Genomic DNA, 23,264 nt, shown 5'->3' with positions numbered 1-23,264 from the left:
GAGAGAACACATGGCCCGCTGGTACATCATCCACGCCTACTCCGGCTTCGAGAGCAAGGTTAAGGAAGCCATCATCACCGAGGCCGAGCGCATCGGTCTGTCGCAGCTCGTCGAGGACGTGCAGGTTCCTTCGGAAACCGTCACCGAGGTGAAGCGCGGCAAGAAGGTCCAGACCGAGCGCAAGACGATGCCCGGCTACGTCCTCGCCAAGCTGACGCTGAACGACGACGTCTACCACCTCATCAAGAACACCCCGAAGGTCACCGGCTTCCTGGGCGCTAACGGCAAGCCGCAGGCGATCAGCGAGAGCGAGGCCTCGCGCTACTTCGGCGCCGCCGAAGCCGCCGCCGCCGCGCCGCGCAAGACCGTCTCGATCGATTACGAGATCGGCGATTCGGTCAAGGTGCTCGATGGCCCCTTCGCGAGCTTCAACGGCATCGTCGAGGAACTCGACTTCGAGAAGAGCCGCGTCAAGGTGGCGGTCTCGATCTTCGGCCGCGCCACCCCGGTGGAGCTGGAATTCGAGCACGTTGAACTCAGCAAGTAATCTGCCGTCGCCCCGAGCGACAAGGCGCACGACAAGAAACGCCCCGCCTCAGTGCGGGGCGTTTTGCGTTTCAGGAAACCGCGAATTAACCGGTTCTGGGCTAATCGGTTCGGATGGACAGGGGGCGCCTTAGATCGCTGGACGGGCTGCGCGGCATCGCTGCGTGCGGCGTCGCGTTCTTCTACCACCCGCTGCTCGAGTTCAACGCGCATGCGATTGGACATGCGCTCGCCGTCCTTCTTTGGCTGCGCACCTGGGGCTGGACCCTGGTGGACCTGTTCTTCCTGATCTCGGGCTATGTCTTTGCCCAGGTCTATCTCGGGCGCACTGGTGGCCGTGCAGGGCTGGAGCAGTCGGCGCTTCCCGACTTCGCCATGGCCCGGTTCGCGCGCCTATATCCGTTGCATTTGCTCTTGCTGCTCGTGACGGCGGCGCTGTTCGCGTCGGAGCCGGCCAACACCGCGATAGCCTTCATGGCGCACCTGTTCATGATGCAGGCCTTCGTCGCGCCTGTCGGCCATACGTTCGACGGTCCGAGTTGGTCGCTGTCGGTAGAGGTTTTCTGCTACGCCATCTTCGCCGTCGCGGCGGCGCGTGGCGATCGGGTGCTAAGGCGCATCACGGTGGCGACAGTGGTGCTGGCGCTGGGCTACATCGTCGTGCTCGGCGGGCGCGAAGGTGGTCCCTGGGCCGCCGACTGTCTCCCACGCGGACTGCTGGGGTTTTTCCTGGGGCAGATGTTGTGGCGCTGCAGGGAGCAGTTGCAGTCGATATGGACACCGTTTCTCGTCGTCGTCCTTGCCCTCGGTCTTGCGATCGACATGGGCGCGGCATGGAGCCCGCTGCCGCCGTTGTGCCTGCTGGCATGGCCTTGCGTCCTGGCTCTCGCGCTCCGTATCCCTGCGCTGGGGAGCCGGGCGATGGTCTGGCTGGGGGACCGCAGTTATACGATCTATCTCGTCCATTACCCGATCCTGCTTTGCTTCCGGCCGGACTTGAACGAGCAGCAGAACGTCTGGCTGGCGTCTGCCGGAACGCTGGGTTACGTGGCGATCGTTCTGGCGGCCAGCGCGGCTATCTATCGTTTCTTCGAGATGCCCGCCGGTCGCATGATCCGCGCTGCGTGGGGGCGTCGGCATTTAGCGGCGAACGCGGTGGCCACGGCCTGAAACGGGCTCTTTCCTTTCCTGCGCTTTTCCTATAGGGGCGCCCCCTTCGGACATGGCCTTGCCGTGCCCGATTCCCTGCGGGAGGGGTGCTGATCACACGGCGCCCCGCCAAAACCGCTAGACATGAGCCTCGGGAAACCGGGGCGACAGTGTGAAAAGGAGCGGCCCCATGGCCAAGAAGATTACCGGTTACATCAAGCTGCAGGTTCCTGCAGGCAAGGCCAACCCGTCGCCGCCGATCGGTCCGGCTCTGGGTCAGCGCGGCGTGAACATCATGGAATTCTGCAAGGCGTTCAACGCCGCCACGCAGGAACTCGAGAACGGCATGCCGATCCCGACCATCATCACCGTCTACGCCGACCGCAGCTTCACCTTCGTCACGAAGACGCCGCCTGCCACCTTCCTCATCAAGAAGGCCGCCGGTCTGAAGTCGGGCTCGAAGGAGCCGGGCAAGATTTCCGCCGGTAAGATCGCGCGTTCGAAGCTGTCCGAGATCGCCCAGGTCAAGATGGCCGACCTCAATGCCAACGACATCGAGGCCGCAACGAAGATCATCGAAGGTTCCGCTCGCGCGATGGGCCTCGAAGTGGTGGAGGGCTGAGCCCATGAAGCAGACCAAGAACCAGAAGGCTCTCGCAGCCAAGCTCGGCGACAACATGAAGCTCTACGGCGTTGACGAAGCGCTGCAGACCCTGCGTGACGTCAAGGCCACCAAGTTCGACGAGACCATCGAAGTCGCGATGAACCTGGGCGTCGATCCCCGCCACGCCGACCAGATGGTCCGCGGCATGGTTTCGCTGCCCGCCGGCACCGGCAAGACCGTTCGCGTCGCCGTGTTCGCCAAGGGTGACAAGGCTGCCGAGGCTCTCGCCGCCGGTGCCGACAAGGTTGGCGCCGAAGACCTCATGGAAGACATGCAGGCCGGCAACCTCGACTACGACCGCGTCATCGCCACCCCGGACATGATGGGCGTCGTCGGCCGTCTCGGCAAGCTGCTGGGCCCCAAGGGCCTGATGCCAAACCCGAAGCTGGGCACCGTCACCCCGAACGTGACGCAGGCCGTGAAGGACGCCAAGGGCGGCCAGATCGAGTTCCGCGTCGAGAAGCAGGGCATCATCCACGCCGGCATCGGCAAGATGTCGTTCTCGGACGCCGACCTGAAGACCAACTTCTCGGCTTTCGTGGACGCCATCGTCAAGGCGAAGCCCTCGGGCGCCAAGGGCAAGTACGTCCGCAAGATCTCGCTCTCGTCCTCGATGGGCCCGGGCCTCAAGATCGACACCACCGAGATCGCCGGCGCCTGATTTCAGCGCTGACGTAAACGGACTTGAAGGGCCGGGAGGGAAACCTCCCGGCCCTTTTCGTTTGTGCGATATCTGCGGCGTTTACGCTCGCCGCGATCGGGTGTAATGGCGTGCTGTACACATGTTCAGCATAACGCCGGGAGAGACGGCCAGATGGCTATCCGTTTCGAAGACATCAAGGAATTCATCGGTTCGCGCGTGATCTGGGACGACCGCGCCGACTTGTTCACGCCCGAGGCTGCCGCAGCGATTCGCGCCAAGGTAGAGGAGCGCACCGTTGTGGTGTTCCCGCAGGCGAACCTCACCGACCAGGAGCAGCTCGCCATCACCGAGGCGATGGGCGAGAAGATCCGCCTGACGGCGCGCAACAACGTGCAGAACAACGACCAGGACGTCTACCAGGTCACGCTCGACGAGAAGATCAACCCGCAGCCCGAATACGTGCTGGGCACTTTCTTCTGGCACATGGACGGCATCACGGTGGACATGCCGCCGCCCTTCGCGACGCTGCTGTCCTGCCGCATCGCGCCCGACAAGGGCGGCGAGACCGAGTTCGCCAGCACTTATGCCGCCTACGAGGGCCTTCCCGAAGAGGAGAAACAGGCGCTCGAGGGCCTGAAGGCGGTGCATTCTGTGCGCGCCAGCCTCTCGCCGATCGCCGATGCCATCCCGGAAAAGCACCGCGAGAAGGTGCTCGGCATTGGCCTGATCAAGGAGCATCCGCTGGTGTGGACGCACGAGTCGGGGCGCAAGTCGATGGTCATCGGCACCACGGCGGACCACATCGTCGGCATGGAAGTCCCGGCGGGCCGCGCGATGCTGATCCGCCTGCAGGAATGGGCGGCGCAGCCCGCGTTCTCGCTGCGCCACAAGTGGACCAAGGGCGACTTCGTGATCTGGGATAACACCGGCGCGATGCACCGGGCGATCCCCTACGACAAATCGACCGGGCGCATGATGCACCGCACCTCGATCGCCGGGACCGAGGCGGTCGCGGCGTAACCGTGCTTTGGAGCGGTTCGTCATTGCGAGCGAAGCGAAGCAATCCAGGGCGGCGTAGTGCAGCCCTGGATTGCTTCGCTTCGCTCGCAATGACGTGGAAGAGTTTAACGAGTCGTGAGGTTGGCCGCCGTGTAGCACTCGACAAGGTAAGCCAGCGGGCGTCCGTCGGGCAGGACCAGCATTGCCTGATGCGTCGAGATCGTGTCCGCCGGGCAATTCTCCGCCGGTCCCGCCACCGTCGCGAGCGGACGCCGTTTGAACCCGAGCGGGGCGACGACTTTGCCGAACGGCGTATTCGTCACGCGCAGAGCCTCGTTCATCGCGGGCGTCAGCCGTGCCGGGACGTACCAGTTCCACGCGACCGAAAGCACCGTGCCGCCGCAGCTCAGGCGCACATTGCGCAAGGCGAACGTCTCGCCGTCCGCAAGCCGGAGATGCTCGCGCATCGCTGCGGGGGGAGCCTCGCCGCCGGTGGCCAGCGTCTGCGCGGTGATCCGCGGATCGGTGACGCCGCGCATGCCGCACCACTCCTCCAGCGCCAGAGTTGCGCTGTCGTGGCGGCGCAGGACCGTCTCGAACTGTTCCAGCGTGGCGGCGGGCATCGCAGGCGAAGTCGCGGAAGCCATCACGGCCATGATCGCAGCAGGCGCCGCAAGCTCAAATGCCACCGGGCACCGCCGGGCGGCCCATCGCCGCCAGTCCTTCGACGAGCGCGCGGGTGCAGGCGGCGAGATCCTCGGCGCTGACCGAACGGATCACGAAATTCGCGCCGGTGCGCCCTTCGCCCCAGAACGGGTAGGAGCCGATCTGGCAGGTCTCGAACGTCTTTTCGGTTTCGCGCAGCAGTTCGGCCACTTCGCTTTCGCCCACCCAGCACCCGACTGTCTCGGACAGCAACGGCGCGCCGCCCTCAAGCTGGCCGGAAAGTGCGTCGAGCATGCCTGCGGTGATGCTGGGCACGCCGGCCATGATGAACACGTTGCCGCAGCGGATGCCCGGCGCGCCGGTGTAGCGATTGGGGATCAAGCTGGCACCGTCCGGCGTGCGCGCCATGCGTAGGCGTGCCTCGGTCAGGCCGCCGCGCGTTGTGTAGTATTCTTCCAGGATCGCGCGGGCTTCGGGATGGACGATGACCGGCACGCCCAGCGCCTCGGCGATGGCGTCCACGGTGATGTCGTCATGCGTGGGGCCGATGCCGCCGGTGGTGAAGCAGTAGTCGTTGCGCGCGCGCAGGGTGTTCACCGCCTCGACGATGGACGGCGTCTCGTCGGCGACGACGCGCACTTCCTTCAGGCGGATACCCTGGATCTGCAGCCAGGTGGCGACCTGGGCGATGTTCTTGTCGTGCGTGCGGCCCGAGAGGATTTCGTCGCCGATGACGACGAGGGCGGCGGTGAAGATTCGCTGCTGGGAAGCCATGGCGGTATCGCTAGGGCAAATGGGCGCGCGGGGCTAGGGGGCTCGCAAATCTGCTCGCGGGCGCAAAAAGAAAGGGCCGGTCCGAAGGCCAGCCCTGTAGAAGTTTTGGGAGAGGATGCCTGAAAGGCGAGTTCCTTATGTTCGGAATCGCGCTTTGCTGCAAATGCGAAAAGATTGAGCAAAGTTGCAAGGAATGCAACTTGAAGCGTGTATCGTGGGAAACCAGGGCTTTCTGCGGCTGAGCGTCAGATCGGCCAGGTTGCGCGATGATAGGCGGAATCCCAGAACATCCATTCGAAGCGCGTTGCATTGCGGAAGGCGGTGACCATGGCCGCGCGCGTTGACGCCGTGGCGTTTTGCGCGGCTTCATCGACCAGGGCGCGGACGCGGTCGGTCGCTTCGCCGAACGCGGGCGCGGCGTACGTGTCGATCCAGGCGGCATAGGGATTGGGCGAGGCGGCGCGCGGCTTCACGTCGCAGCCGACCTCCCAGTAGACCCAGAAGCACGGGAGGATGCCCGCGATCAGTTCCTCGTAGCTCCGCGTCGCGGCCAGTGCGGACAGGTAGCTGGTGTAGCCGAGGCATGCGGGCGTCGGCTCGCTGGCCGCCGCGATCTCGGCGGTGACGCCGAACTGGGCGAAGAATGCCTGGTGCAACGCTTCCTCGACCTGCACGGCGACTTTGGCTCCGTCGGAGAATTCGAGGCGGCCGCTCGCGGTCGGTGCACGCGCCGCGGCGAGCGCGAGAGCGCGGGAATACTCGGCGAGGTAGAGACTGTCCTGCACGATGTAATGCCGGAAACTTTCGGGCGCGAGCGTTCCGGCGGCCAGTTCGTTCAGGAAGGGGTGATCGAGGATCGCCCGGCGCAGCGGTGCGACCTCTTCCCAGACCGTTTGGCAAAAGCTCATGCGCGAAGTTCCCTCGGATGCGAAAGTCGGGCGCGCTTAAAGCAGGATCAATTGCGAATGACCATATTCGTCGCTGCGATCGCAATGACGAAAGTGCCGGGGGACCATGCCTCGCGGCGCGGAACGCAGGCAAAAAGAAAGGGCCGGTCCGAAGACCAGCCCTGTAGAAGTTTTGGGAGAGGATGCCTGAAAGGCACCCCCCATATGCTTTCGGAAGGTGATTCCCGCAAACGCGAAAACCATTACATAAGTTGCATGTCTTGCAACGATCGCCCTCTGTGCGCTGAGCGTCAACTTTGCAAAACGGCCCCATAGAGGTCGTGCTCGTCCGCATCTTCGACGAGAACTTCAACGATATCACCGACTTGCAGCCCACCAGCGTCGCGCAGGAAGACGTTTCCGTCGATCTCGGGAGCATCCGCCTGCGAGCGGCCGGTTGCACCGACGTCACCGTCTTCGTCTGCTTCGCCCACTTCGTCGATGATGACGGGCAGCACGCGGGCGACCTTGGCGGCGAGCTTCGCGGCGCTGATCGCGGCGGTCTTTTCCATGATCCGCTGGTAGCGCTCTTCCTTGACCTCTTCCGGCACCGGATCGGGCAGGTGGTTCGCCGAGGCACCCTCGACCGGTTCGAAGCGGAAGGCGCCGACGCGGTCGAGCTGCGCTTCGTCGAGCCAGTCGAGCAGGTACTGGAAGTCGCTTTCCGTCTCGCCGGGGAAGCCGACGACGAAGCTGGAGCGGATCGCGATATCCGGGCAAATTTCGCGCCACTTGTGGATGCGGTCGAGCACCTTGGCCTCGTTCGCCGGGCGCTTCATCGCCTTGAGCACCGACGGCGCCGCGTGCTGGAACGGGATGTCGAGGTAGGGCGTGATCAGCCCTTCGGCCATCAGCGGGATGACGTTGTCGACGTGCGGGTAGGGGTAGACGTAGTGCAGGCGCACCCACGGCTTGCGGCCCTGCGCATCCTTCAGGCCGCCGAGTTCGCGGGCGAGGTCGGTCATGTGGGTGCGGACCGCGTGGTCCTTCCACATGCGTTCCTCGTGGCGCACGTCGACGCCGTAGGCCGAAGTGTCCTGGCTGATGACGAGCAGTTCGCGCGTCCCGGCCTGCACCAGCTTTTCCGCTTCGCGCAGCACCGCGTCGATGCGGCGGCTTGCCAGCTTGCCGCGCAAGCTGGGGATGATGCAGAACGAGCAGGCGTGGTTGCAGCCCTCGGAGATCTTGAGGTAGCCGTAGTGGCGCGGCGTCAGCTTCACGCCGGCGTCGTCGTAGGCCTGCGGGATCAGGTCGAGGTAGGGCGAGAGTTCGGGCGGGGCCGCCTCGTGCACCGCCTCGACGACCGCCTCGTACTGATGCGCACCGGTCACCGCGAGGACTTGCGGGAACTTGGCGCGGATCGCTTCCGCCTCGTTGCCCATGCAGCCGGTCACGATCACGCGGCCGTTCTCGGCGATCGCCTCGCCGATGGCGGCAAGGCTTTCTTCCTTGGCGGAATCGAGGAAGCCGCAGGTGTTGACGAGCACGACATCGGCGCCGGAATAGTCCGGGCTCATGTCGTAGCCGTCCGCGCGCAGGCGGGTGAGGATGCGCTCTGAATCGACGAGCGCTTTCGGGCAGCCGAGGCTGACCATGCCGACTTTCGGCGGGGAGGGGAGTTCGATAGCCATGGGATTGGCGCGCCCGATACCCGCAAATGACGTCGGAGTCACGAAAAACGAATTTTGCGGGTGATTCGCAAAACTTGCACAAGTGCACGGAGCCTGCAAGACAGGGCGCCGCACTTAGGGAAGGATTGGAAATGGGTCCGGTGAACTGGCTGGCGGTCGTGCTGGCTGCAGCGCTCGCGGTAGCGGCGGGCGTCGTGTGGAACACCGTGCTGTTCCGTGACGGACGCCAGATCGTCCCCGGCAGTTCCGAACGTGCGGGCGGTTACATCACCATGGCCGTGGTGTTCCTCATCAGCGCGGCGATGCTGGGGCATGCGCTTGCCCGGATCGGCGCCGAGACGCTGGCGGCGAAGCCTTGGCTCTACTTCATGCAGAGCGGCGGACTGGCGATCGCCTTCGTGATGCCTGCGGTGTGGCTGACGCACTCACGCAGCCGCACCGAGCCCGCGCGCCGGGTGATCGACTGCGCGTTCTGGCTGGTCGCCTACCTGGCGATGGGGCTGGTGTTCTGGGTATTCGGGTAAGGTTGCTGCAAACACTGTCGTCATCCCAGCGCAGGCTGGGACCGCTGGCGGCTGTGCGCCCAACTCTCGTCAGAGTGCCTCGATCCTATGTGGGTTCTTGCGGCAAGCGGTCCCAGCCTGCGCTGGGATGACGAGATTTGCTGCGATAACTTTAGAATAGACTTCAAGGCGTGACCGCGATCTCCACGATCAGATCGCCGGCCTCCAGCACTTTTGCGCCGGGCTCCCAGAAGCCGATGCACTGCTCGCCGCGATAGATGCGCACGCCCTTGCCGGTGGCCAATTGATCCAGCGACTTGCCGACTTCCTCCGGGCGCACCGGCCGTTCCACCAATTGCACCCGCCCGTCCACCGAGGCGAGGTCGGACATGTATTCGGCGATGTGCTGCCCTTCTGCCGAGCCCGCTAGCAGCAGGCCGGTAAAGCGCACCGGGTTGATGACGTTATCCGCGCCCGCCTGCCGCGCCAGCAGTTCGTTGTCATCGGCGCGCACCACCACGGTAATCGGCACGCCGGGCGCAAGGTGGCGCGCGGTCAGCACGATCAGGATCGAGGTGTCGTCGCGCCCCGCCGAGACCAGGATCGTTCGCGCTGCATCGATGCGCACGGCAGCGAGCGTCTCGTCGCGGGTGGCATCGCCTTCGAGCACGTTGCAGCCCTGCTGCTCGGCATGGCGCAGCCGTCCCGCGGACGGATCGACGACGACGATGCAGGCCGGGTCGGTGCCGCGCGCGATCAGTTCCTGTACCGCCTGCGAGCCGCTGACGCCGAAGCCCAGCACGACGACATGGTCGGACAGGCGTTCCTGAATGCGCTTCATGCGCCAGCTCTCCCAGCTATGCTTGATGAAGTAATTGTAGGCGGTGCCCACGAAGATGAAGATCACCGCGAAGCGGATCGGCGTGACGATCACCGCCTCGATCAGCCGCGACTTGTCGCTGACCGGCGCAATGTCGCCGAAACCGGTCGTGGTGATCGAGATCATGGTGAAATAGAACACGTCGAGGACGCTGACGGTCCCGTCGTGCGTGTCCTTGAGGCCGTCGCGGTCGATCCAGTGGAGCAGCACCACAAGCATCACCAGCGCGAAGGCGCCGCCCAGCCTGAGGCCAAGGTCCGCCCATACCGGCAGGTCGACCGCGCGCTTGAGCGGCTTCGCCAGCTTGGGAGGCAGTTTCGGCTTCTTCATGCCGGTGATCAGGGGGCCTTGGGCAACTGGCCCAGCGGATCGACGGGCTGGCCGTCCTGGCGCACTTCGAAGTGCAGTTCGCTGCCCTTGGCGCGCCCGGTGTCACCGACCAGGCCCACGCGTTCCCCGGCGGCGACTTTCGCGCCTTCCTTCACTGTGACGCGGCTGAGGAAGCCGTAGGCGGTGAACCAGCCGTCGCCGTGGTCGAGCACGACGAGGTTGCCGAACTGGTTCTTCTCTGCCCCCGCGAACTTGACGGTTCCGGCAGCGGCCGCACGGACCATCGTGCCCTTGGCGGCGGGGATATCGATGCCGTCGTGGTAGTCGGAACCCGTCGTGTACCCGCGCCGCACGGTGCCGGTCAGAGGCCACGCGAACCGCGCGGAGCGAGGTGCCGAAGCCGCAACCACCGGCTTGGGTGCGGGCACGATGGTCTTCGCGGCACCCTTGGGTGGTTCGATCAGCGTCGGGATCAGCAGGTTCTGGCCCGGCTTCACCGGCGCGGCCGGATCGAGGCTGTTGGCGAGCGCGATCTGATCCCATGGCACGGCCGTGTCCATCGAGATGGAGAAGCCGGTTTCCCCGGTCTTCACCAGATGGCGGCCGGTGCGCGGAATCCGCAGCTTCTGGCCGACGCGCACGTCATAGGGCGGCTGCAGGCCGTTGGCTTCGGCGATGAGGATGCGGGGCACCTTGGCGCGCGCGGCGATACCGCCGAGCGTTTCGCCGGTGGCGACGAGGTGTTCGGTCTCGTATTCGGGCGCCCCTGCGGCAGCCGGGGTGCGGGCCTCGATCACGCGGGCGGCAGTGGCGACCTTCTTCGCGGCAGGCGCTGCGGTGTCGGCGGCGCGGGCGACTTGCGCCGCCTTGCTTACGCGCGGGATTGCCAGCTTCTGGCCGACGCGAACCACGTAGGGCTCCTTAAGCGCGTTGGCCTTGACGATGGCGCTGGTCGAAACCCCCGCGCGGTTGGCGATGCCGTTCAGGGTTTCGCCGGACGCGACGACGTGGACCGTCTCTTCCTCTTTGGGAGCGGCGGCATAAGCGGGCGTGCTCGCAAGGGCGGCAGCGAGGAAGAGGGCGCGCTTCATCAGGCGAAACGCTCCGCCAGCGCCTGCATCGAGGCGTCGTGCGTAAGGTCGAGGTGCAGCGGCGTCACCGAAATGTAGCCTTCCGAGATCGCCTCGAGGTCGGTGTTGTGGCCCAGCGTGTGCTCGATCCCGTGGAGGCCGAACCAGTAATACGGGAAACCGCGCGGATCGCGGCCTTCGACGACCGATCCGCGCGCGTAGTCGTGGAAGCCCTGACGCACGACGCGGATGCCCTTGATCGCATCGGCGGGCAGCGCCGGGAAGTTGACGTTGACCAGCGTGCGCGGCGCGAACGGCTGATCGAGCAGCGGGCGCAGCACTTTGGCGCCCCATGCCTCGGCGGCGGCGAAGTCCACGCCGTCGCCCATGTCCTCGCGCGAGGGGACCTGGCTGAGCGCGATCGAGCGGATGCCCGCCAGCGCGCCTTCCAGCGCGGCCGAGACGGTTCCCGAATAGGTCACGTCATCGCCGAGGTTGGCGCCGCGATTGACGCCCGAGAGGATCAGGTCGGGCGGTCCGGGGAGCGCCTTGCGCAGCCCCATCGTCACCGAATCGGTCGGCGTGCCGGTCACCGAGAAGCGCTTTTCCGCGTGCTGGCGCATCCGCACCGGGCGGGTGAGGGTCAGCGAGTGCCCCGCGCCGGACTGTTCCTCGCTCGGCGCGCAGATCCAGATGTCGTCGGAAAGCTGCGCGGCGATCTTCTCCAGCACATAGAGGCCGGGGGCGTTGATGCCGTCGTCATTGGTGAGGAGAATGCGCATATTCATGCCTTTAACCATAGTTGCGCAAGGGAGGCTACGCGAACCCGTTGCGGCACCGTATTTTCTTTCGTCATCGCGAGGGCCGCAGGCCCGTGGCGATCCAGAGCGGAATCGATCTGCCCTGGATTGCTTCGCTATGCTCGCAATGACGAGGAAGGGTGGGACGAGGAAGAGTGGTCGCTCAGACCAGCGCTTCCAGCTTCTCGATCCCGCCCATCCACGGCTTGAGCACCTCGGGCACCAGAACCGAGCCGTCCTCCTGCTGATAGTTCTCCAGAACCGCGACCAGCGTGCGGCCGACCGCGAGGCCCGAACCGTTGAGCGTGTGCACGAACTCGGTCTTCTTCGAGCCTTCCGGCTTGTAGCGCGCGTTCATGCGGCGGGCCTGATAGTCGCCGCAGTTCGAGATCGAGCTGATCTCGCGGTAAGCGGCCTGACCCGGCAGCCAGACTTCGAGGTCGAAGGTCTTGCGCGCGGTGGCTCCCATGTCGCCGGCGCAGAGCAGCACCTTGCGGTAGGGCAGGCCGAGTGCTTCGAGAATGCCCTCGGCGGCCTTGACCATGCGCTCGTGCTCTGCCTCGCTCTCTTCCGGCTTGGCGATGGTGACGAGTTCGACCTTCTCGAACTGGTGCTGGCGGATGAACCCGCGCGTGTCACGCCCGGCCGCGCCCGCTTCCGAGCGGAAGCAGGGGGTGAGGGCGGTCATGCGCAGGGGCAGTGTCTCGGGATTCAGGATGTCGCCCGAGACCGCGTTGGTCAGCGAGACTTCGGCCGTCGGGATCAGCCAGCGACCGTCGGTGGTCCTGAACAGATCCTCGGAGAACTTGGGCAGCTGGCCGGTGCCGTAGACGGCCTCGTCCTTGACCAGCAGCGGCACGGCGCATTCCATATAGCCGTTGGCCGAGGTCTGCGTATCCAGCATGAACTGCGCGAGCGCGCGGTGCAGGCGCGCCATCTGGCCCTTGAGGAAGGTGAAGCGCGCGCCCGACAGCTTCGCGCCCGTCTCGAAATCGAGGCCGAGTGCGGGGCCGAGGTCGGCATGTTCCCTGGGCGTGAAGGCGAATTCGCGCGGCGTGCCCCAGCGCGAGACTTCGACGTTCTGCGATTCGTCCTCGCCGTCCGGCACTTCGGCGACGGGAATGTTGGGCAGGCCCGCCAGCGCGTCCTGAAGCTGCGCGGAAAGTGCCTTCTCCTCGGCTTCGAGCGCGGGGAGAGTATCCTTGAGCGTCGCGACTTCGGCCTTGAGTGTCTCGGCCGTGGCGGTGTCGCCCGAACCCATGGCCTTGCCGATCGCCTTGGAGGCTTCGTTGCGGCGGTTCTGCCCTTCCTGCATGCGCGTCGCGACGGCGCGGCGCTGCTCGTCGAGGGCGACGAGGCTGGCGGCAACGGGCGCTACGCCCCGGCGGGCGAGGCCGGCGTCGAAGGCTTCGGGGTTTTCGCGGATCTGGCGGATGTCGTGCATAGTGCCGCTGCCTATGCCGCGCGGGCGTTGCGCCCGCAAGACGCCGCGCCGGTTTATGACGCCGATCGGCCGTTGAAACGTGCTTATGGCCCGACATTGCAATCGGCAACAACGCGGCAAGGGGATCGTTGCACCGGTGACAGCCGCCGCAGGGCTGTCGGACCCGGAGTGCGTGAATTGCTCGAAGAAGACCCGAACGATCCGATGAACGAACGCCACGCCTCGCCCGGCACGCGCAAGGGCGTGCGAAAGATCGTCTGGATGGCGGCGGGGCTTGCCGTGATGTTCGTGATCGCGGCGGGAATCGCCGCCACCTCGATCGGTGTCCTGCAGCGTCCCGGTGCCGATCCGGGCGCCGTGCAGAAGGCACCGGCCGACTAGGACGCAAGATCAGTTTCAGGAAGATCGCCGGAGGCGAAGTCACCATCCTTGGAGAAGGATGGTGGGCGCGACAGGGATTGAACCTGTGACCCCACCCGTGTGAAGGGTGTGCTCTACCGCTGAGCTACGCGCCCGCTCCGTTAGCGGAAGCGCGCCTTTAGACAGGCCGGATCGAATTGACAAGCGGGGAATGCAAGATAAATCGCTGCGACATGACTGAAGATAACACCACGCCCGAATCCGCCCCCGTCGCCTCCGGTACGCCCAATGCCGGTTCCGACGTGCCGCCCGATCACCTCGCGATCAATCCGCGCAGCCCCTTCTTCGATCAGGACAAGCTGCAGCGCGGCGTCGGCATCCGCTTCAAGGGCACCGTGCGCACCAATGTCGAGGAATATTCCATTTCCGAAGGCTGGGTGCGCGTGCAGGCGGGCAAGACGCTCGACCGCAAGGGCAATCCGCTTACCGTCAAGCTGATGGGGCCGGTCGAGGCGTGGTACGAAGACCTCGGAGAGAACCCGCCGGTCGCGAAGAAAGACTGAACTCCCGGAACGAAAAGCGCGCCGTCGCAGAGGCGAGGGCGCGCTTTTCCCGGGGGGATGAGAGGGTTAGAAGTTTCCGGCGATGATGTCGCCGATAGGGTCGCTGCGGCGGCCCTTTTTCTTTGCCGGACGGTCATCGCGGGCGGAGGCAAGGCGAACTTCGCCGCGATCGGGTGCCGCCTCCCTGAACTTCGTGCCGGGCTTGGCGTTGTAGATGAAGCCCGAGACCGGCCAGTGCGTGTTGCCCAGATTGCGCGAGGGGCCGTACCAGATGCGCACCTCGCTCCAGTCGTTGTTCGGCGAGACGTCGAGCGCGGTGACGTTGCGCTCGATCTCGCCCGGCACCGACCAGTTGGCGTGGCTGAGCAGCACTGTGCGCGCATCGACGATGCGGCTGACGGTGGCGACGTGGCCGAGCTTCGAATTGTTGAACGGCTTGATCGCCATTACCGCGCCCACGCGCGGCGATCCGCCGGTGGCGTAGCGGCCCTTGGCCTGACCCCACCAGGTCCACGCATCGCCATAGAGTTGGATGCCCGAAGTGGTGCGCGCATAAGGCACGCATTCGAGGTGGCCGGGGGTATTGGGCACGCTCACGGCCGAGCCCGCGCCGCCGTCGCGCGCGCTGTCCGCGTCGATGACGGTCGCGGCCATGGCGGTTGCGGGAAGCACGCTCGCCAGAGCCAGCGCTGCAACGGTGATGTATCGAAAAGCCCTCATGAGCGCCGTTTTGCCCTCGGAACATTGCCATGCGTCTTCCGGGGTTGGTTAACGACGAGCGGCCGAAAGGTTCCGGTCGAGTTGCTCAAATCGGCTCGAATATTGAGCATCAATCGATTGCATCGACGTTAACGCGGATTTTCGTCCTTTTCCTGATGTCTTTGTAAATGCAGGTAATCGGCGTGCTTTTCGCGAAGTGGCCGGGGCTGACGCCGACGCGTCCTGCTCTTGGCAGGGCAGCGCGAATCACCGCAAAGCTTGCTAAATTCGCCGGAAATCCCCAAGCGGTGGGAATCATGCTTCCCCAAGTTATCATCATAGGCCGACCCAACGTCGGCAAGTCCACGCTGTTCAACCGACTCGTCGGCAAGAAGCTGGCGCTGGTCGACGACCAGCCCGGCGTCACGCGCGACCGTCGTTTCGGCGATGCCGAGCTTATCGGCCTGAAATTCCAGATCGTCGACACCGCCGGCTGGGAGGACGACGAGGCCGAGACGCTGCCGGGCCGGATGCGCAAGCAGACCGAGGCCGCGCTGGCGACCGCGGATGTCGCGCTGTTCGTGGTCGATGCGCGCGCGGGGCTCACCCCGCTCGACGAGGAGATCGGCAACTGGCTGCGCGCCTCGCCGGTGCCGGTGATCCTGCTTGCCAACAAGGCCGAGGGCCGCGCGGGCGAAGGCGGGCTGCTGGAAGCCTATTCGCTGGGCCTCGGCGATCCGATCGGTGTCTCCGCCGAACACGGCGAAGGCATGGCGGACCTGTTCGAGGCGCTGTTGCCGCACCTCGATCCGCTGCAGCCGCCCGAAGACGAATTTCCCGAGGAAGAGGACGAGGAAGCGCGCCTGCTCGCGCCGCTCAAGCTGGCGATCGTCGGCCGTCCTAACGCGGGCAAGTCCACGCTCATCAACAAGCTGCTGGGCGAAGACCGCCTGCTCACCGGGCCGGAGGCGGGGATCACCCGCGATTCGATCACCATCCACTGGAACTGGACGGACCCCAAGACGCAGGACATGCGCGAGGTTCACCTGATCGACACGGCCGGCATGCGCAAGCGCGCCAACGTGGTCGAGAAGCTGGAGCGCATGGCCGTGGCTGACGCGCGCCATGCGATCGACTTCGCCGAAGTCGTGGTGCTGCTGCTCGACGCCACGCGGGGGCTGGAGCACCAGGACCTGACGATCGCCTCCAAGGTGCTGGAGGAGGGCCGCGCGCTGATGATCGCGATCAACAAGTGGGACGTGGCCGAGGATGCCTCGGGCCTGTTCAACGGCATTCGCGCCGCGCTGGATGATGGACTGGCGCAGGTTCGCGGTCTGCCGCTGCTGGCGGTCTCCGCGCGCACCGGCAAGGGGCTGGACGAGATGATCGCCGCAGCCTTCTCCATCCGCGAGGCCTGGAGCAAGCGCGTGCCGACTTCGGCGCTCAACCGCTGGTTCGACGATGCGCTGGGCGCCAACCCGCCGCCGGCGCCGGGCGGCAAGCGCATCAAGCTGCGCTACATCACGCAGGCGAAGACCCGCCCGCCGGGCTTCGTGGTCTTCGGCACGCGGCTCGATCTACTGCCGGAGAGCTACAAGCGCTATCTCATCAACGGGATGCGGCGTGAACTGGGCTTCGAATCGGTGCCGATCCGCCTGAACCTGCGCAGCGCGAAGAACCCGTTCAAGAAGGACTGAGGGCGGGCGCAGGCCCACCCCGTCCGGCTAGGTCCTTTGAACCAAGCCTCCCGACCCTCCCGCTTGCGGGAGGGTTTTCGTTTGTGCTGCCCCCCTCCCGCTCGCGGGAGGGGCTGGGGGTGGGTCTTCCCCGGTTACGAAGGATGCGCGACGGCTTCCTCTACCGCCTTCGCCGCACCCGCTTCGGTCTGCACCGGGATCGGTGAACCTTCCGCCACGGCGGCTTTGGCCTGCCGCCGGTCGCGGTGCTGGTTCCAGACGGCGATGAACAGGGCGGCGATGACCGGGCCGATGATGAAGCCGTTGAGGCCGAACAGTTCCAGCCCCGAAAGCGTCGCGATCAGCACCACGAAGTCGGGCAGGCGGGTGTCCCGGCCGACTAGGATCGGGCGCAGCACGTTATCGACCATGCCGATGATGAACACGCCGCAGAACACCACGATGCCGGCCTTCATCACCGCACCGGTAGCGAACAGGTAGATCGCCACCGGCACCCAGATGATGCCCGTGCCGACGGCGGGCAGCAGCGAGAAGAACCCCATCAGCACGCCCCAGATCAGCGCCCCCTCGATCCCGAGCACCGAGAACAGCAGGCCGCCGAGGAAGCCCTGCACGACCGCCACCACCACTGTGCCGCGCATCGTCGCGCGCACCACGCGCAGGAAGTTCTCGATCAGCGAATCGCGGGTATCGGCGTGGAGGGGCAGGCTGGTCCGCACCATCTCGCCGTAGCGATCACCGTCGCGCAGCAGGAAATAGCTGAGGTAGAGCATCACGCCGAGCGCGGCGATGAAGCTCAGTGCGCCTTGCCCGACCGACAGCACGCGCCCGGCCACGGTCTGCAACCCGCTGGTGATGCTGGAGCCGAATTCACGGCGGATCGATTCGAAGTCGTTGAGGCCGTATTCGGCCACGAAGCCGCGCACGCGGCGCGGCAGCGCGTTCTGGATCTGCTGGAAGATGCGACCGAAGTCGATCTGGCCGCTGGTGATCTTCTGGTAGAGCGTGGTCGCCTCGTTCACGAGGCTGATGCCCAGCAGGATCGTCGGGATCACGAATAGCGCGATCAACCCGAACAGCACGATCGATGCAGCGAGGTTCTTGCGCCCCTCCATCTGCTTCGTGAGCCTTGCGGTGAGCGGCTGGAACATGATCGCAGCGACCACGCCCCACAGCACTGCGCCGAAATAGGGGGCGAGCAGGTAGGCCGCAGCCAGGGTAATAAGCACCACGAGGACGGCGAAGCCGATGTCCTCCGTCTGTAAGCCACGCTTTTCGTCAGATCCCATTACCACCCCTTACAACGCAAAACCGCCGCTGCCATCCGATAAACGACGGCAGCGGCGGCGGTTCCCGTTGGAAGCACGGTGATCCGTCATTGCGAGCGAAGCGAAGCAACCCATGGCAGCATTATGCCGCCCTGGGTTGCTTCGCTTCGCTCGCAATGACGAAGTGGTGGGGCAGGTCTTTCGGACACCGCCCCTGTAAATCAGGATTCCGATTCGCCAGCCGGCTTGCTCTGGAGCTGGCAGTAGTTCTGGATGCCCATGCGGGCGATCATGTCGAACTGCTTTTCGAGGAAGTCGACGTGCTCTTCCTCGCTCTCGAGGATGCGGGCGAAGATCTCGCGGCTGACGAAGTCGCGCACGGTCTCGCAGTGGGCAATGGCTTCCTTGAGCATCGGGATCGCGTCGTATTCGAGCGCGAGGTCGGCCTTGAGGATTTCCTCGACCGTTTCGCCGACGCGCAGCTTGCCCAGGTTCTGGAAGTTGGGGAGGCCGTCGAGATAGAGGATGCGATCGGCCAGCACGTCGGCGTGCTTCATTTCGTCGATCGACTCATGGCGCTCGTACTCGGCGAGCTTCTTGATGCCCCAGTTGTCCAGCATGCGATAATGCAGCCAATACTGGTTGATTGCGGTGAGCTCGTTGAACAGCGCCTTGTTCAGAAACTCGATAACCTTGAGGTCGCCCTTCATCGCGCGGAAACTCCTATTCTGGAGCCGCGGCCTATATCCGGCAATGTCGAGTCGGGCAAGTCAGGTCATGAATTAAGCGGCGGCAGCTATTCCCATTCCGGCGGACGAAACTTCGTCGGCGATGATGTCTTCGGCTTCGTCCAGGCACTGGCGGCACTGCGGGGTGCGACCGATCGAGCCGTAGATCGCTTCAGCATTGCCGCGCACACGGCGGGCTGCGCAGCGAAGTTCGGTCTCTCGGATGGCATTGCAGATGCACACGTACATGAGCGAATCCTTGTGTTCTTCGCTCAATATATGCGAGTGCGAATAGATCGCAATAGCGAAAATGCATCAGGCTATGCGATTGTTCAGCGGCCGATTGTTTAACGGACGGTGCTCCACGAGCGAGCGCCAGAGCCATTCCAGCGGCCCGCGCCGGAAATGCCGCAGCCAGACCGGGCTCCACGCCAGCATCAGCGCCCAGCCGCCGAGCACGAACAGCCATTGCCGTGCAGGCGGGACCTGACCGTAGAGCCCGAGGCCCCAGCCGTAGAACACGAAAGTCATGACGAGGCTGGTGGCGATGTAGTTGCTGAACGCCATTCGCCCGGCGGCGATCAACCGGCGGCCGAGCCAGGTCGGCGCGATTCGCGGTGCTGCGAGCACCAGCAGCCCGGCATAGCCCACGCCGCCCAGCACGTGCGGCATGGCCAGGCCCCAGACGAGCGCGGCCTGCATGGCGACCGCAGGGAAATGGCGCGGCCAGGCCCAGCCGAGGAACATTGCGGTCAGCGCCATCCCCGCAAAAGTGCAGGCCAGCGAGACTTCGATCAGGCGCTTGCGGCGCAATGTTCCATCGAACAAGCCGGCCCGATAGAGCGCCATGCCGATCAGCATCAGCGGCAGCGTTTCGGAGAACGAGCCCGATATCATCTGGATCTGCCAGAAGGGGCGTTCGACCAGCTTGACCCGCAGGAGGTCGAGCCAGCCAAGCCGGGCCTCGTGCATTTCCTGCGCTGCCCAGTCGTACATCGGCTGCAGTCGGGCCGCGAGCAGGCGCAGTTGCTCCGTCGTGGCGACGTGGTCGCGCACGGCGTGTTCGGCGTCGATGGCGGTCGCGGCGTCGAACATCCCCCAGATGTGCCAGGCGTAGTAGAGAGCAAGGGCGATCCACAGCAGCATGCGGTCGCTGAGCGGGCGCATCAGCAGCGCCGCGATGCCGCAGGCGGCGTAGAGGAACAGGATGTCGCCCCACCACAGCAGCAGGTAATGCGCGATCCCCAGCAGCAGCAGCCAGCCGAGCCGTCGCAGCTGGATCTGGTCGCCGTCGCGCCCTGCCGCCTCCGCGCGTTCGTGGAACAGCACCAGCCCGGCGCCGAACAGCAGGGTGAACAGCGCCCGCATCTTGCCCTCGAAGAACAGGAAGCTGAACGCCCATGCGGCCTCGTCCAGCGGGCTGACGGGATGGAGGAGCGTCGGCGTCGTCGTGCCGATCATCGGTCCGGCGAACCCGGCGATATTGATCGCCAGGATGCCGAGCACGGCGACGCCGCGGATCAGGTCAAGCGTTTCCAGCCGCGCCGGGGCAGCGGCGGGCGCATCCTCTTCGGCGAGGTCGGAGAGGGTCAGTCCCTGCTCGCCAGACACCCGAAGCCACCGGCGGTCAGGCGGGCACAGGCAGCGTCGGCCTCGGCCTTCGAGGCGAAGCCGGTGGCCTGCAGCTTCGTCAGCCGTCCTGCGGGCACCAGCGCGCGCGGATGACCGGCGAGTTCGGGGCGGCCCTTGATCTTGCCCCACAGCGCCTCGGCATTGCCGGGAACGCCGAAGGCGCCGAGCTGGACGCGCCACGGGCCGGAGGCTACGGGTTTTGGTGCTGGGGGCTTGGGTGCAGGTGCCGGTTGCGGCCCAAGTGGCTTGACCGGCGCGGCCTTGACCGGCGCAGGAGCGGCGCTGCGGGGCAGGGTATCGCTCGTTCCGGCGGCGCGGGCGGCTTCGGTGACGGCGCGCTTCGCCTCGGTCACCTCTGGCGCGCGGACCGGCTCGGCCATGGCGAGGCGGGTGCCGAGTTCGGCCGAGGCGCTCTGGCGCTGGAGGTTCGCCTGCGTTTCGGCGGCGATCTTCTGGGCGAGGACGACGCTCTTCTGACGGTCCGCCAGAGGGATGTTGCGGTCCATCTGCTCCAGCGCGCTTTTGGCCTGCGGGAGCCCGGCGGCCTGCGCGAGACTTGCCAGCGCATAGGCGCGCACCCAGTCCTTGGGCACCAGGTCACCGTTGAAGTGCGCAACGCCGAGGATGTATTGCGCGCGCGGATCGCCGCGCGCGGCGGAGTTCTGGATATAGGGCAGGGCGCGCTGGCGCTCGCCGCGCTGGAACAGCAGCAGGCCGTAGGCGTCGGCGGCCTGCACATGGCCCTTGGCAGCGGCCTTGCCGTAAAGATCCTCGGCGCGGGCCAGGTCGAGCGGCTCCCCGCGTCCCAGCTTGTAGGCCTGCGCCAGGTTGAACTGCGCGTCGGGGTCGCCCTGGTTGGCGAGCGGCTGCCAGATGCGCACGGCGTCGTCGTAATTGCCGCTGGACCACGCATCGACGCCGTCCTTTACACTGGTTCCGGCCATGTCGGCGGCGAGTCCCGCGCTCCATGCGGGCACGGCGAGCGCCACCATGGCGGCGGTGAGTATCGGGAGAATCTTGCTCACGTCGTCGGTGTTCCGCTACTGCCCCGTAGAAGGTCCAGGATCCCCATGAACCACGGATTGTGGTAAGCTAAAAGCGTTAACGTGGGGTGCACTCTGAATCGTCACACTTGCGCCGGTGAACGCCCGGTTTCGCCCCTCTAAGCAATTAACCGTAAATTAGGAACGATCTGGCACTCCCATCGGCAGGGCACGGCGCCCGCCGTATAGGGGAATCGGTTTTGCGCGTTTTGGCTTTGGCATCGCAGAAGGGCGGATCGGGCAAGACGACGCTGTCCGGCCATCTTGCCGTGCAGGCGCAGCGCGCCGGAGCCGGGCCGGTCGTGCTGATCGACATCGACCCGCAAGGCTCGCTTTCCGACTGGTGGAACGAGCGCGAGGCGGAGATGCCGGCCTTCGCGCAGACTACTGTGGCGCGCCTTGCCGCAGATCTTCAGGTGCTGCGCCAGCAGGGTTTCAAGCTGGCGGTGATCGATACCCCGCCCGCAATTACCCTCGCGATCCAGAGCGTCATCGCCGTCGCCGAACTCATCGTCATCCCGACCCGCCCCAGCCCGCATGACTTGCGCGCCGTGGGCGCCACCGTCGACTTGTGCGAGCGGTCGGGCAAACCGCTGGTCTTCGTCGTCAACGGCGCCACGCCCAAGGCGCGCATCACCGCCGAGGCCGCCGTCGCGCTCTCGCAGCACGGCACCGTGGCCCCGGTCACCGTGCACCAGCGCACCGATTTCGCGGCCTCGATGATCGACGGCCGCACCGTCATGGAGATCGACCCGAACGGTCGCTCCGCCGCCGAGATGGCCGCCTTGTGGGCCTATGTCGCCGACCGTCTCGAAAAGAATTTCCGCCGCACGATTTTCGCCGCACCCGCTGTCGGACAGCCGGTGCAGGGAGGCGTGCTGCGTCCGGTGGGCGGTTTCGGCCGCCGTGTTCCGGCCTGATTTGGGGTAGATGCCATGAAGAACCGCCACAACAACAGCGCCCGTAACGCAGGCTTCACCTTGTGCTCGGCCATGGTCGCGGCGCTGCTCGCGGGCTGCGCGAGTGGGCCGCACGGTGTCGCCAGCGCGGGTGACACGCGCGTGGCCGAGGGGCAGGTCGCCGGAGTGGACGAGGGGGCCCTTTCCAAGGTGGAGGCGCGTGTCGCCAAGTCACCGCGCGACATGGGCGCCCGCTCGGCATTGGCGCAGGGTTACCTTGCCGCCGGTCGCTTCAATTCGGCCGCCACGACCTTCGAGGACGCGCTGGCGCTGGGCGACCGCAGCCCGCGCACGGGGCTCAGCCTCGCGCTCGCCTACATCGGTTCGGGCCGCAAGGCCGAGGCGCTCGACGTGCTGCAGCGCTTTGCCAACAAGCTCCCGGCGAGCGACTACGGCCTCGCCGTGGCGCTGGCGGGCCAGCCTGCGCAGGGCGTCGAGGTGCTTTCGCAGGCCGTGCGCGGCGGCGAAAACAACGCCAAGACGCGTCAGAACCTTGCCTATGCTTATGCCCTCGACGGCCGCTGGGCCGAGGCACGGGTGATCGCATCGCAGGACGTCTCGGGCGATGAACTCGAAGCGCGCCTGCAGGACTGGGGCGCCAAGGCGAGCCCCGAACAGGGCCGCGCACGCGTCGCCGGCCTGCTGGGCACGCCGCTGCGCCTCGATCCGGGCCAGCCGACGGCGCTGGCACTGAACGGTATCGATCATACCCCGCGCGTGATGATGGCTGCGGCCGAGCCGGTTGAGCCGGTCGCCGAACTTCCCGCGACCGAAGAGGCCGCGCCCGCTCCGGTCTTTGCCGAAGCACCTGCGCCGGTCGCTCCGGCGTTCGCGGACGAGGCGCCGCGCCGCTCGATCGAGCGCGCTTTCGATGGCAGCCTCGCGCGCATGCAGAAGCCGCAGGTGAAGAAGGCGGCGGCGAAGGCCGCTCCGGTTAAACAGGCCGTGACTGGCCAGTCGGGGAGCCATCTGGTGCAGCTCGGCTCGTTCAGCACAATGGACGGCGCCAAGCGGGCCTGGGCGATCTTCCAGAAGCGCGATCCCTCACTGCGCGGTCATGCGCTGCGGATCACCGAGGCCGACGTCAACGGGCGTCGCTATTACCGCGTTGCCGCCGAAGGTTTCGCGCGCGGCGTGGCGCAGTCGATGTGCTCGACCGTCAAGGGACGCGGCGGCGAATGCCTCGCCTATGAGGACGGCCGCTCGCTGCCGGGCGCGGTCGCTGCGCGTGGCAGGGCGATGCTGGCGAGCCGCTGAAGCTTCAAAAGT

The 23,264-nt window shown here is 66.0% G+C and carries 26 protein-coding genes and 1 tRNA gene; 11 read left to right on the top strand and 16 right to left on the bottom strand.

Features of this window, described 5'->3' with window-relative positions; translation table 11 throughout:
* Window positions 1-10 precede the first annotated feature (10 nt).
* The 5 genes from nusG (at window position 11) to QRN25_RS01510 (ending at window position 4,022) form a co-directional block, all read left to right on the top strand.
* Window positions 11-547, top strand: coding sequence for a transcription termination/antitermination protein NusG (gene nusG / locus QRN25_RS01530; protein ID WP_285017059.1), 537 nt, complete (start codon window positions 11-13; stop codon window positions 545-547).
* 113 nt (window positions 548-660) lie between these two features.
* Window positions 661-1,716: an acyltransferase family protein gene (locus tag QRN25_RS01525; RefSeq protein ID WP_285017057.1), complete on the top strand. Its 1,056-nt coding sequence runs from the start codon at window positions 661-663 to the stop codon at window positions 1,714-1,716.
* Between the two features lie 169 nt (window positions 1,717-1,885).
* Window positions 1,886-2,317, top strand: coding sequence for a 50S ribosomal protein L11 (rplK, locus tag QRN25_RS01520; RefSeq protein WP_008830816.1), 432 nt, complete (start codon window positions 1,886-1,888; stop codon window positions 2,315-2,317).
* A gap of 4 nt (window positions 2,318-2,321) precedes the next feature.
* Window positions 2,322-3,020, top strand: coding sequence for a 50S ribosomal protein L1 (gene rplA, locus QRN25_RS01515; RefSeq protein ID WP_008830815.1), 699 nt, complete (start codon window positions 2,322-2,324; stop codon window positions 3,018-3,020).
* A 153-nt stretch (window positions 3,021-3,173) separates the two neighbouring features.
* Window positions 3,174-4,022: a TauD/TfdA dioxygenase family protein gene (locus tag QRN25_RS01510; RefSeq protein WP_285017054.1), complete on the top strand. Its 849-nt coding sequence runs from the start codon at window positions 3,174-3,176 to the stop codon at window positions 4,020-4,022.
* A 104-nt stretch (window positions 4,023-4,126) separates the two neighbouring features.
* On the opposite strand, the gene QRN25_RS01505 is transcribed toward QRN25_RS01510, so the two are convergent.
* The 4 genes from QRN25_RS01505 to rimO form a co-directional block, all read right to left on the bottom strand.
* Window positions 4,127-4,690: a hypothetical protein gene (locus tag QRN25_RS01505; protein WP_285017052.1), complete on the bottom strand. Its 564-nt coding sequence runs from the start codon at window positions 4,688-4,690 to the stop codon at window positions 4,127-4,129.
* On the bottom strand, window positions 4,680-5,441 hold the full coding sequence (locus QRN25_RS01500; protein ID WP_036523583.1) for a competence/damage-inducible protein A: 762 nt from the start codon (window positions 5,439-5,441) through the stop codon (window positions 4,680-4,682). The genes QRN25_RS01505 and QRN25_RS01500 overlap by 11 nt, the downstream gene beginning before the upstream one ends.
* A 245-nt stretch (window positions 5,442-5,686) precedes the next feature.
* Window positions 5,687-6,349: a thiaminase II gene (gene tenA, locus QRN25_RS01495; RefSeq protein ID WP_285017048.1), complete on the bottom strand. Its 663-nt coding sequence runs from the start codon at window positions 6,347-6,349 to the stop codon at window positions 5,687-5,689.
* Window positions 6,350-6,639: 290 nt separating this feature from the next.
* A complete protein-coding gene (gene rimO / locus QRN25_RS01490; protein ID WP_285017046.1) occupies window positions 6,640-8,019 on the bottom strand; it encodes a 30S ribosomal protein S12 methylthiotransferase RimO in 1,380 nt (459 codons plus the stop codon).
* A gap of 131 nt (window positions 8,020-8,150) precedes the next feature.
* Between rimO and QRN25_RS01485 the strand changes: the two genes are divergently transcribed.
* The gene (locus tag QRN25_RS01485; RefSeq protein WP_008833528.1) at window positions 8,151-8,543 is read left to right on the top strand and encodes a DUF1761 domain-containing protein; all 393 of its coding nucleotides are present in this window, start codon (window positions 8,151-8,153) and stop codon (window positions 8,541-8,543) included.
* 163 nt (window positions 8,544-8,706) lie between these two features.
* Here QRN25_RS01485 and QRN25_RS01480 read toward each other — a convergent pair whose 3' ends face one another.
* The 4 genes from QRN25_RS01480 to serS form a co-directional block, all read right to left on the bottom strand.
* Window positions 8,707-9,732, bottom strand: coding sequence for a potassium channel family protein (locus tag QRN25_RS01480; protein WP_285017043.1), 1,026 nt, complete (start codon window positions 9,730-9,732; stop codon window positions 8,707-8,709).
* Window positions 9,733-9,740: 8 nt separating this feature from the next.
* The gene (locus QRN25_RS01475) at window positions 9,741-10,823 is read right to left on the bottom strand and encodes a LysM peptidoglycan-binding domain-containing M23 family metallopeptidase (protein WP_285017041.1); all 1,083 of its coding nucleotides are present in this window, start codon (window positions 10,821-10,823) and stop codon (window positions 9,741-9,743) included.
* On the bottom strand, window positions 10,823-11,584 hold the full coding sequence (surE, locus tag QRN25_RS01470) for a 5'/3'-nucleotidase SurE (protein WP_285017040.1): 762 nt from the start codon (window positions 11,582-11,584) through the stop codon (window positions 10,823-10,825). The genes QRN25_RS01475 and surE overlap by 1 nt, the downstream gene beginning before the upstream one ends.
* A 181-nt stretch (window positions 11,585-11,765) precedes the next feature.
* A complete protein-coding gene (serS, locus tag QRN25_RS01465) occupies window positions 11,766-13,046 on the bottom strand; it encodes a serine--tRNA ligase (RefSeq protein ID WP_285017038.1) in 1,281 nt (426 codons plus the stop codon).
* Window positions 13,047-13,223: 177 nt separating this feature from the next.
* Between serS and QRN25_RS01460 the strand changes: the two genes are divergently transcribed.
* Window positions 13,224-13,427: a hypothetical protein gene (locus tag QRN25_RS01460; protein ID WP_155986174.1), complete on the top strand. Its 204-nt coding sequence runs from the start codon at window positions 13,224-13,226 to the stop codon at window positions 13,425-13,427.
* Between the two features lie 59 nt (window positions 13,428-13,486).
* Here the strand turns inward: QRN25_RS01460 and QRN25_RS01455 are convergent.
* Window positions 13,487-13,561: transfer RNA gene (locus QRN25_RS01455), tRNA-Val, on the bottom strand.
* 78 nt (window positions 13,562-13,639) lie between these two features.
* Here QRN25_RS01455 and QRN25_RS01450 point away from each other — a divergent pair.
* Window positions 13,640-13,969: a DUF3297 family protein gene (locus QRN25_RS01450; RefSeq protein WP_271184693.1), complete on the top strand. Its 330-nt coding sequence runs from the start codon at window positions 13,640-13,642 to the stop codon at window positions 13,967-13,969.
* A 66-nt stretch (window positions 13,970-14,035) separates the two neighbouring features.
* On the opposite strand, the gene QRN25_RS01445 is transcribed toward QRN25_RS01450, so the two are convergent.
* On the bottom strand, window positions 14,036-14,689 hold the full coding sequence (locus QRN25_RS01445; RefSeq protein ID WP_285017035.1) for a CHAP domain-containing protein: 654 nt from the start codon (window positions 14,687-14,689) through the stop codon (window positions 14,036-14,038).
* Between the two features lie 109 nt (window positions 14,690-14,798).
* On the bottom strand, window positions 14,799-14,987 hold the full coding sequence (locus QRN25_RS01440) for a hypothetical protein (RefSeq protein ID WP_271184695.1): 189 nt from the start codon (window positions 14,985-14,987) through the stop codon (window positions 14,799-14,801).
* On the opposite strand from QRN25_RS01440, the gene der reads away from it, so the two are divergent.
* Complete coding sequence (der, locus tag QRN25_RS01435) at window positions 14,986-16,365, top strand: ribosome biogenesis GTPase Der (RefSeq protein WP_285017032.1); 1,380 nt, start codon at window positions 14,986-14,988, stop codon at window positions 16,363-16,365. The genes QRN25_RS01440 and der overlap by 2 nt on opposite strands.
* Window positions 16,366-16,499: 134 nt before the next feature.
* On the opposite strand, the gene QRN25_RS01430 is transcribed toward der, so the two are convergent.
* The 5 genes from QRN25_RS01430 to QRN25_RS01410 form a co-directional block, all read right to left on the bottom strand.
* The gene (locus QRN25_RS01430; RefSeq protein WP_285017031.1) at window positions 16,500-17,654 is read right to left on the bottom strand and encodes an AI-2E family transporter; all 1,155 of its coding nucleotides are present in this window, start codon (window positions 17,652-17,654) and stop codon (window positions 16,500-16,502) included.
* Between the two features lie 200 nt (window positions 17,655-17,854).
* Window positions 17,855-18,343 (bottom strand): bacterioferritin, encoded by a 489-nt coding sequence (gene bfr, locus QRN25_RS01425; RefSeq protein ID WP_008829349.1) that lies wholly within the window; start codon window positions 18,341-18,343, stop codon window positions 17,855-17,857.
* 72 nt (window positions 18,344-18,415) lie between these two features.
* The gene (locus tag QRN25_RS01420) at window positions 18,416-18,610 is read right to left on the bottom strand and encodes a (2Fe-2S)-binding protein (RefSeq protein WP_271184787.1); all 195 of its coding nucleotides are present in this window, start codon (window positions 18,608-18,610) and stop codon (window positions 18,416-18,418) included.
* A gap of 66 nt (window positions 18,611-18,676) precedes the next feature.
* Window positions 18,677-19,972: a DUF418 domain-containing protein gene (locus QRN25_RS01415; protein WP_285017028.1), complete on the bottom strand. Its 1,296-nt coding sequence runs from the start codon at window positions 19,970-19,972 to the stop codon at window positions 18,677-18,679.
* Window positions 19,951-21,018 (bottom strand): SPOR domain-containing protein, encoded by a 1,068-nt coding sequence (locus tag QRN25_RS01410; RefSeq protein WP_285017026.1) that lies wholly within the window; start codon window positions 21,016-21,018, stop codon window positions 19,951-19,953. The genes QRN25_RS01415 and QRN25_RS01410 overlap by 22 nt, the downstream gene beginning before the upstream one ends.
* A 218-nt stretch (window positions 21,019-21,236) precedes the next feature.
* On the opposite strand from QRN25_RS01410, the gene QRN25_RS01405 reads away from it, so the two are divergent.
* Together QRN25_RS01405 and QRN25_RS01400 are read left to right on the top strand one after the other, a co-directional pair.
* Window positions 21,237-21,956, top strand: coding sequence for an AAA family ATPase (locus tag QRN25_RS01405; RefSeq protein ID WP_008829345.1), 720 nt, complete (start codon window positions 21,237-21,239; stop codon window positions 21,954-21,956).
* A gap of 15 nt (window positions 21,957-21,971) precedes the next feature.
* Window positions 21,972-23,252 carry an SPOR domain-containing protein gene (locus QRN25_RS01400; RefSeq protein WP_285017023.1) on the top strand — a complete coding sequence of 427 codons (1,281 nt, stop codon included), beginning with the start codon at window positions 21,972-21,974 and terminating at the stop codon, window positions 23,250-23,252.
* Window positions 23,253-23,264 lie beyond the last annotated feature (12 nt).

The organism is Novosphingobium sp. fls2-241-R2A-195 (assembly GCF_030209485.1).
Taxonomy (GTDB): domain Bacteria; phylum Pseudomonadota; class Alphaproteobacteria; order Sphingomonadales; family Sphingomonadaceae; genus Novosphingobium; species Novosphingobium resinovorum.
The sequence above is the reverse complement of the archived record's forward strand: the minus strand, read 5'-3'. Positions and strand labels throughout refer to the sequence as shown.

Bases quoted from the DNA above. Each gene is read 5' to 3' on its own strand.
- nusG (WP_285017059.1), top strand. From the start codon at position 11: ATGGCCCGCTGGTACATCATCCACGCCTACTCCGGCTTCGAGAGCAAG.
- QRN25_RS01525 (WP_285017057.1), top strand. From the start codon at position 661: ATGGACAGGGGGCGCCTTAGATCGCTGGACGGGCTGCGCGGCATCGCT.
- rplK (WP_008830816.1), top strand. From the start codon at position 1,886: ATGGCCAAGAAGATTACCGGTTACATCAAGCTGCAGGTTCCTGCAGGC.
- rplA (WP_008830815.1), top strand. From the start codon at position 2,322: ATGAAGCAGACCAAGAACCAGAAGGCTCTCGCAGCCAAGCTCGGCGAC.
- QRN25_RS01510 (WP_285017054.1), top strand. From the start codon at position 3,174: ATGGCTATCCGTTTCGAAGACATCAAGGAATTCATCGGTTCGCGCGTG.
- QRN25_RS01500 (WP_036523583.1), bottom strand. From the start codon at position 5,441: ATGGCTTCCCAGCAGCGAATCTTCACCGCCGCCCTCGTCGTCATCGGC.
- tenA (WP_285017048.1), bottom strand. From the start codon at position 6,349: ATGAGCTTTTGCCAAACGGTCTGGGAAGAGGTCGCACCGCTGCGCCGG.
- rimO (WP_285017046.1), bottom strand. From the start codon at position 8,019: ATGGCTATCGAACTCCCCTCCCCGCCGAAAGTCGGCATGGTCAGCCTC.
- QRN25_RS01485 (WP_008833528.1), top strand. From the start codon at position 8,151: ATGGGTCCGGTGAACTGGCTGGCGGTCGTGCTGGCTGCAGCGCTCGCG.
- QRN25_RS01480 (WP_285017043.1), bottom strand. From the start codon at position 9,732: ATGAAGAAGCCGAAACTGCCTCCCAAGCTGGCGAAGCCGCTCAAGCGC.
- QRN25_RS01475 (WP_285017041.1), bottom strand. From the start codon at position 10,823: ATGAAGCGCGCCCTCTTCCTCGCTGCCGCCCTTGCGAGCACGCCCGCT.
- surE (WP_285017040.1), bottom strand. From the start codon at position 11,584: ATGCGCATTCTCCTCACCAATGACGACGGCATCAACGCCCCCGGCCTC.
- serS (WP_285017038.1), bottom strand. From the start codon at position 13,046: ATGCACGACATCCGCCAGATCCGCGAAAACCCCGAAGCCTTCGACGCC.
- QRN25_RS01450 (WP_271184693.1), top strand. From the start codon at position 13,640: ATGACTGAAGATAACACCACGCCCGAATCCGCCCCCGTCGCCTCCGGT.
- QRN25_RS01445 (WP_285017035.1), bottom strand. From the start codon at position 14,689: ATGAGGGCTTTTCGATACATCACCGTTGCAGCGCTGGCTCTGGCGAGC.
- der (WP_285017032.1), top strand. From the start codon at position 14,986: ATGCTTCCCCAAGTTATCATCATAGGCCGACCCAACGTCGGCAAGTCC.
- QRN25_RS01440 (WP_271184695.1), bottom strand. From the start codon at position 14,987: ATGATTCCCACCGCTTGGGGATTTCCGGCGAATTTAGCAAGCTTTGCG.
- QRN25_RS01430 (WP_285017031.1), bottom strand. From the start codon at position 17,654: ATGGGATCTGACGAAAAGCGTGGCTTACAGACGGAGGACATCGGCTTC.
- bfr (WP_008829349.1), bottom strand. From the start codon at position 18,343: ATGAAGGGCGACCTCAAGGTTATCGAGTTTCTGAACAAGGCGCTGTTC.
- QRN25_RS01420 (WP_271184787.1), bottom strand. From the start codon at position 18,610: ATGTACGTGTGCATCTGCAATGCCATCCGAGAGACCGAACTTCGCTGC.
- QRN25_RS01400 (WP_285017023.1), top strand. From the start codon at position 21,972: ATGAAGAACCGCCACAACAACAGCGCCCGTAACGCAGGCTTCACCTTG.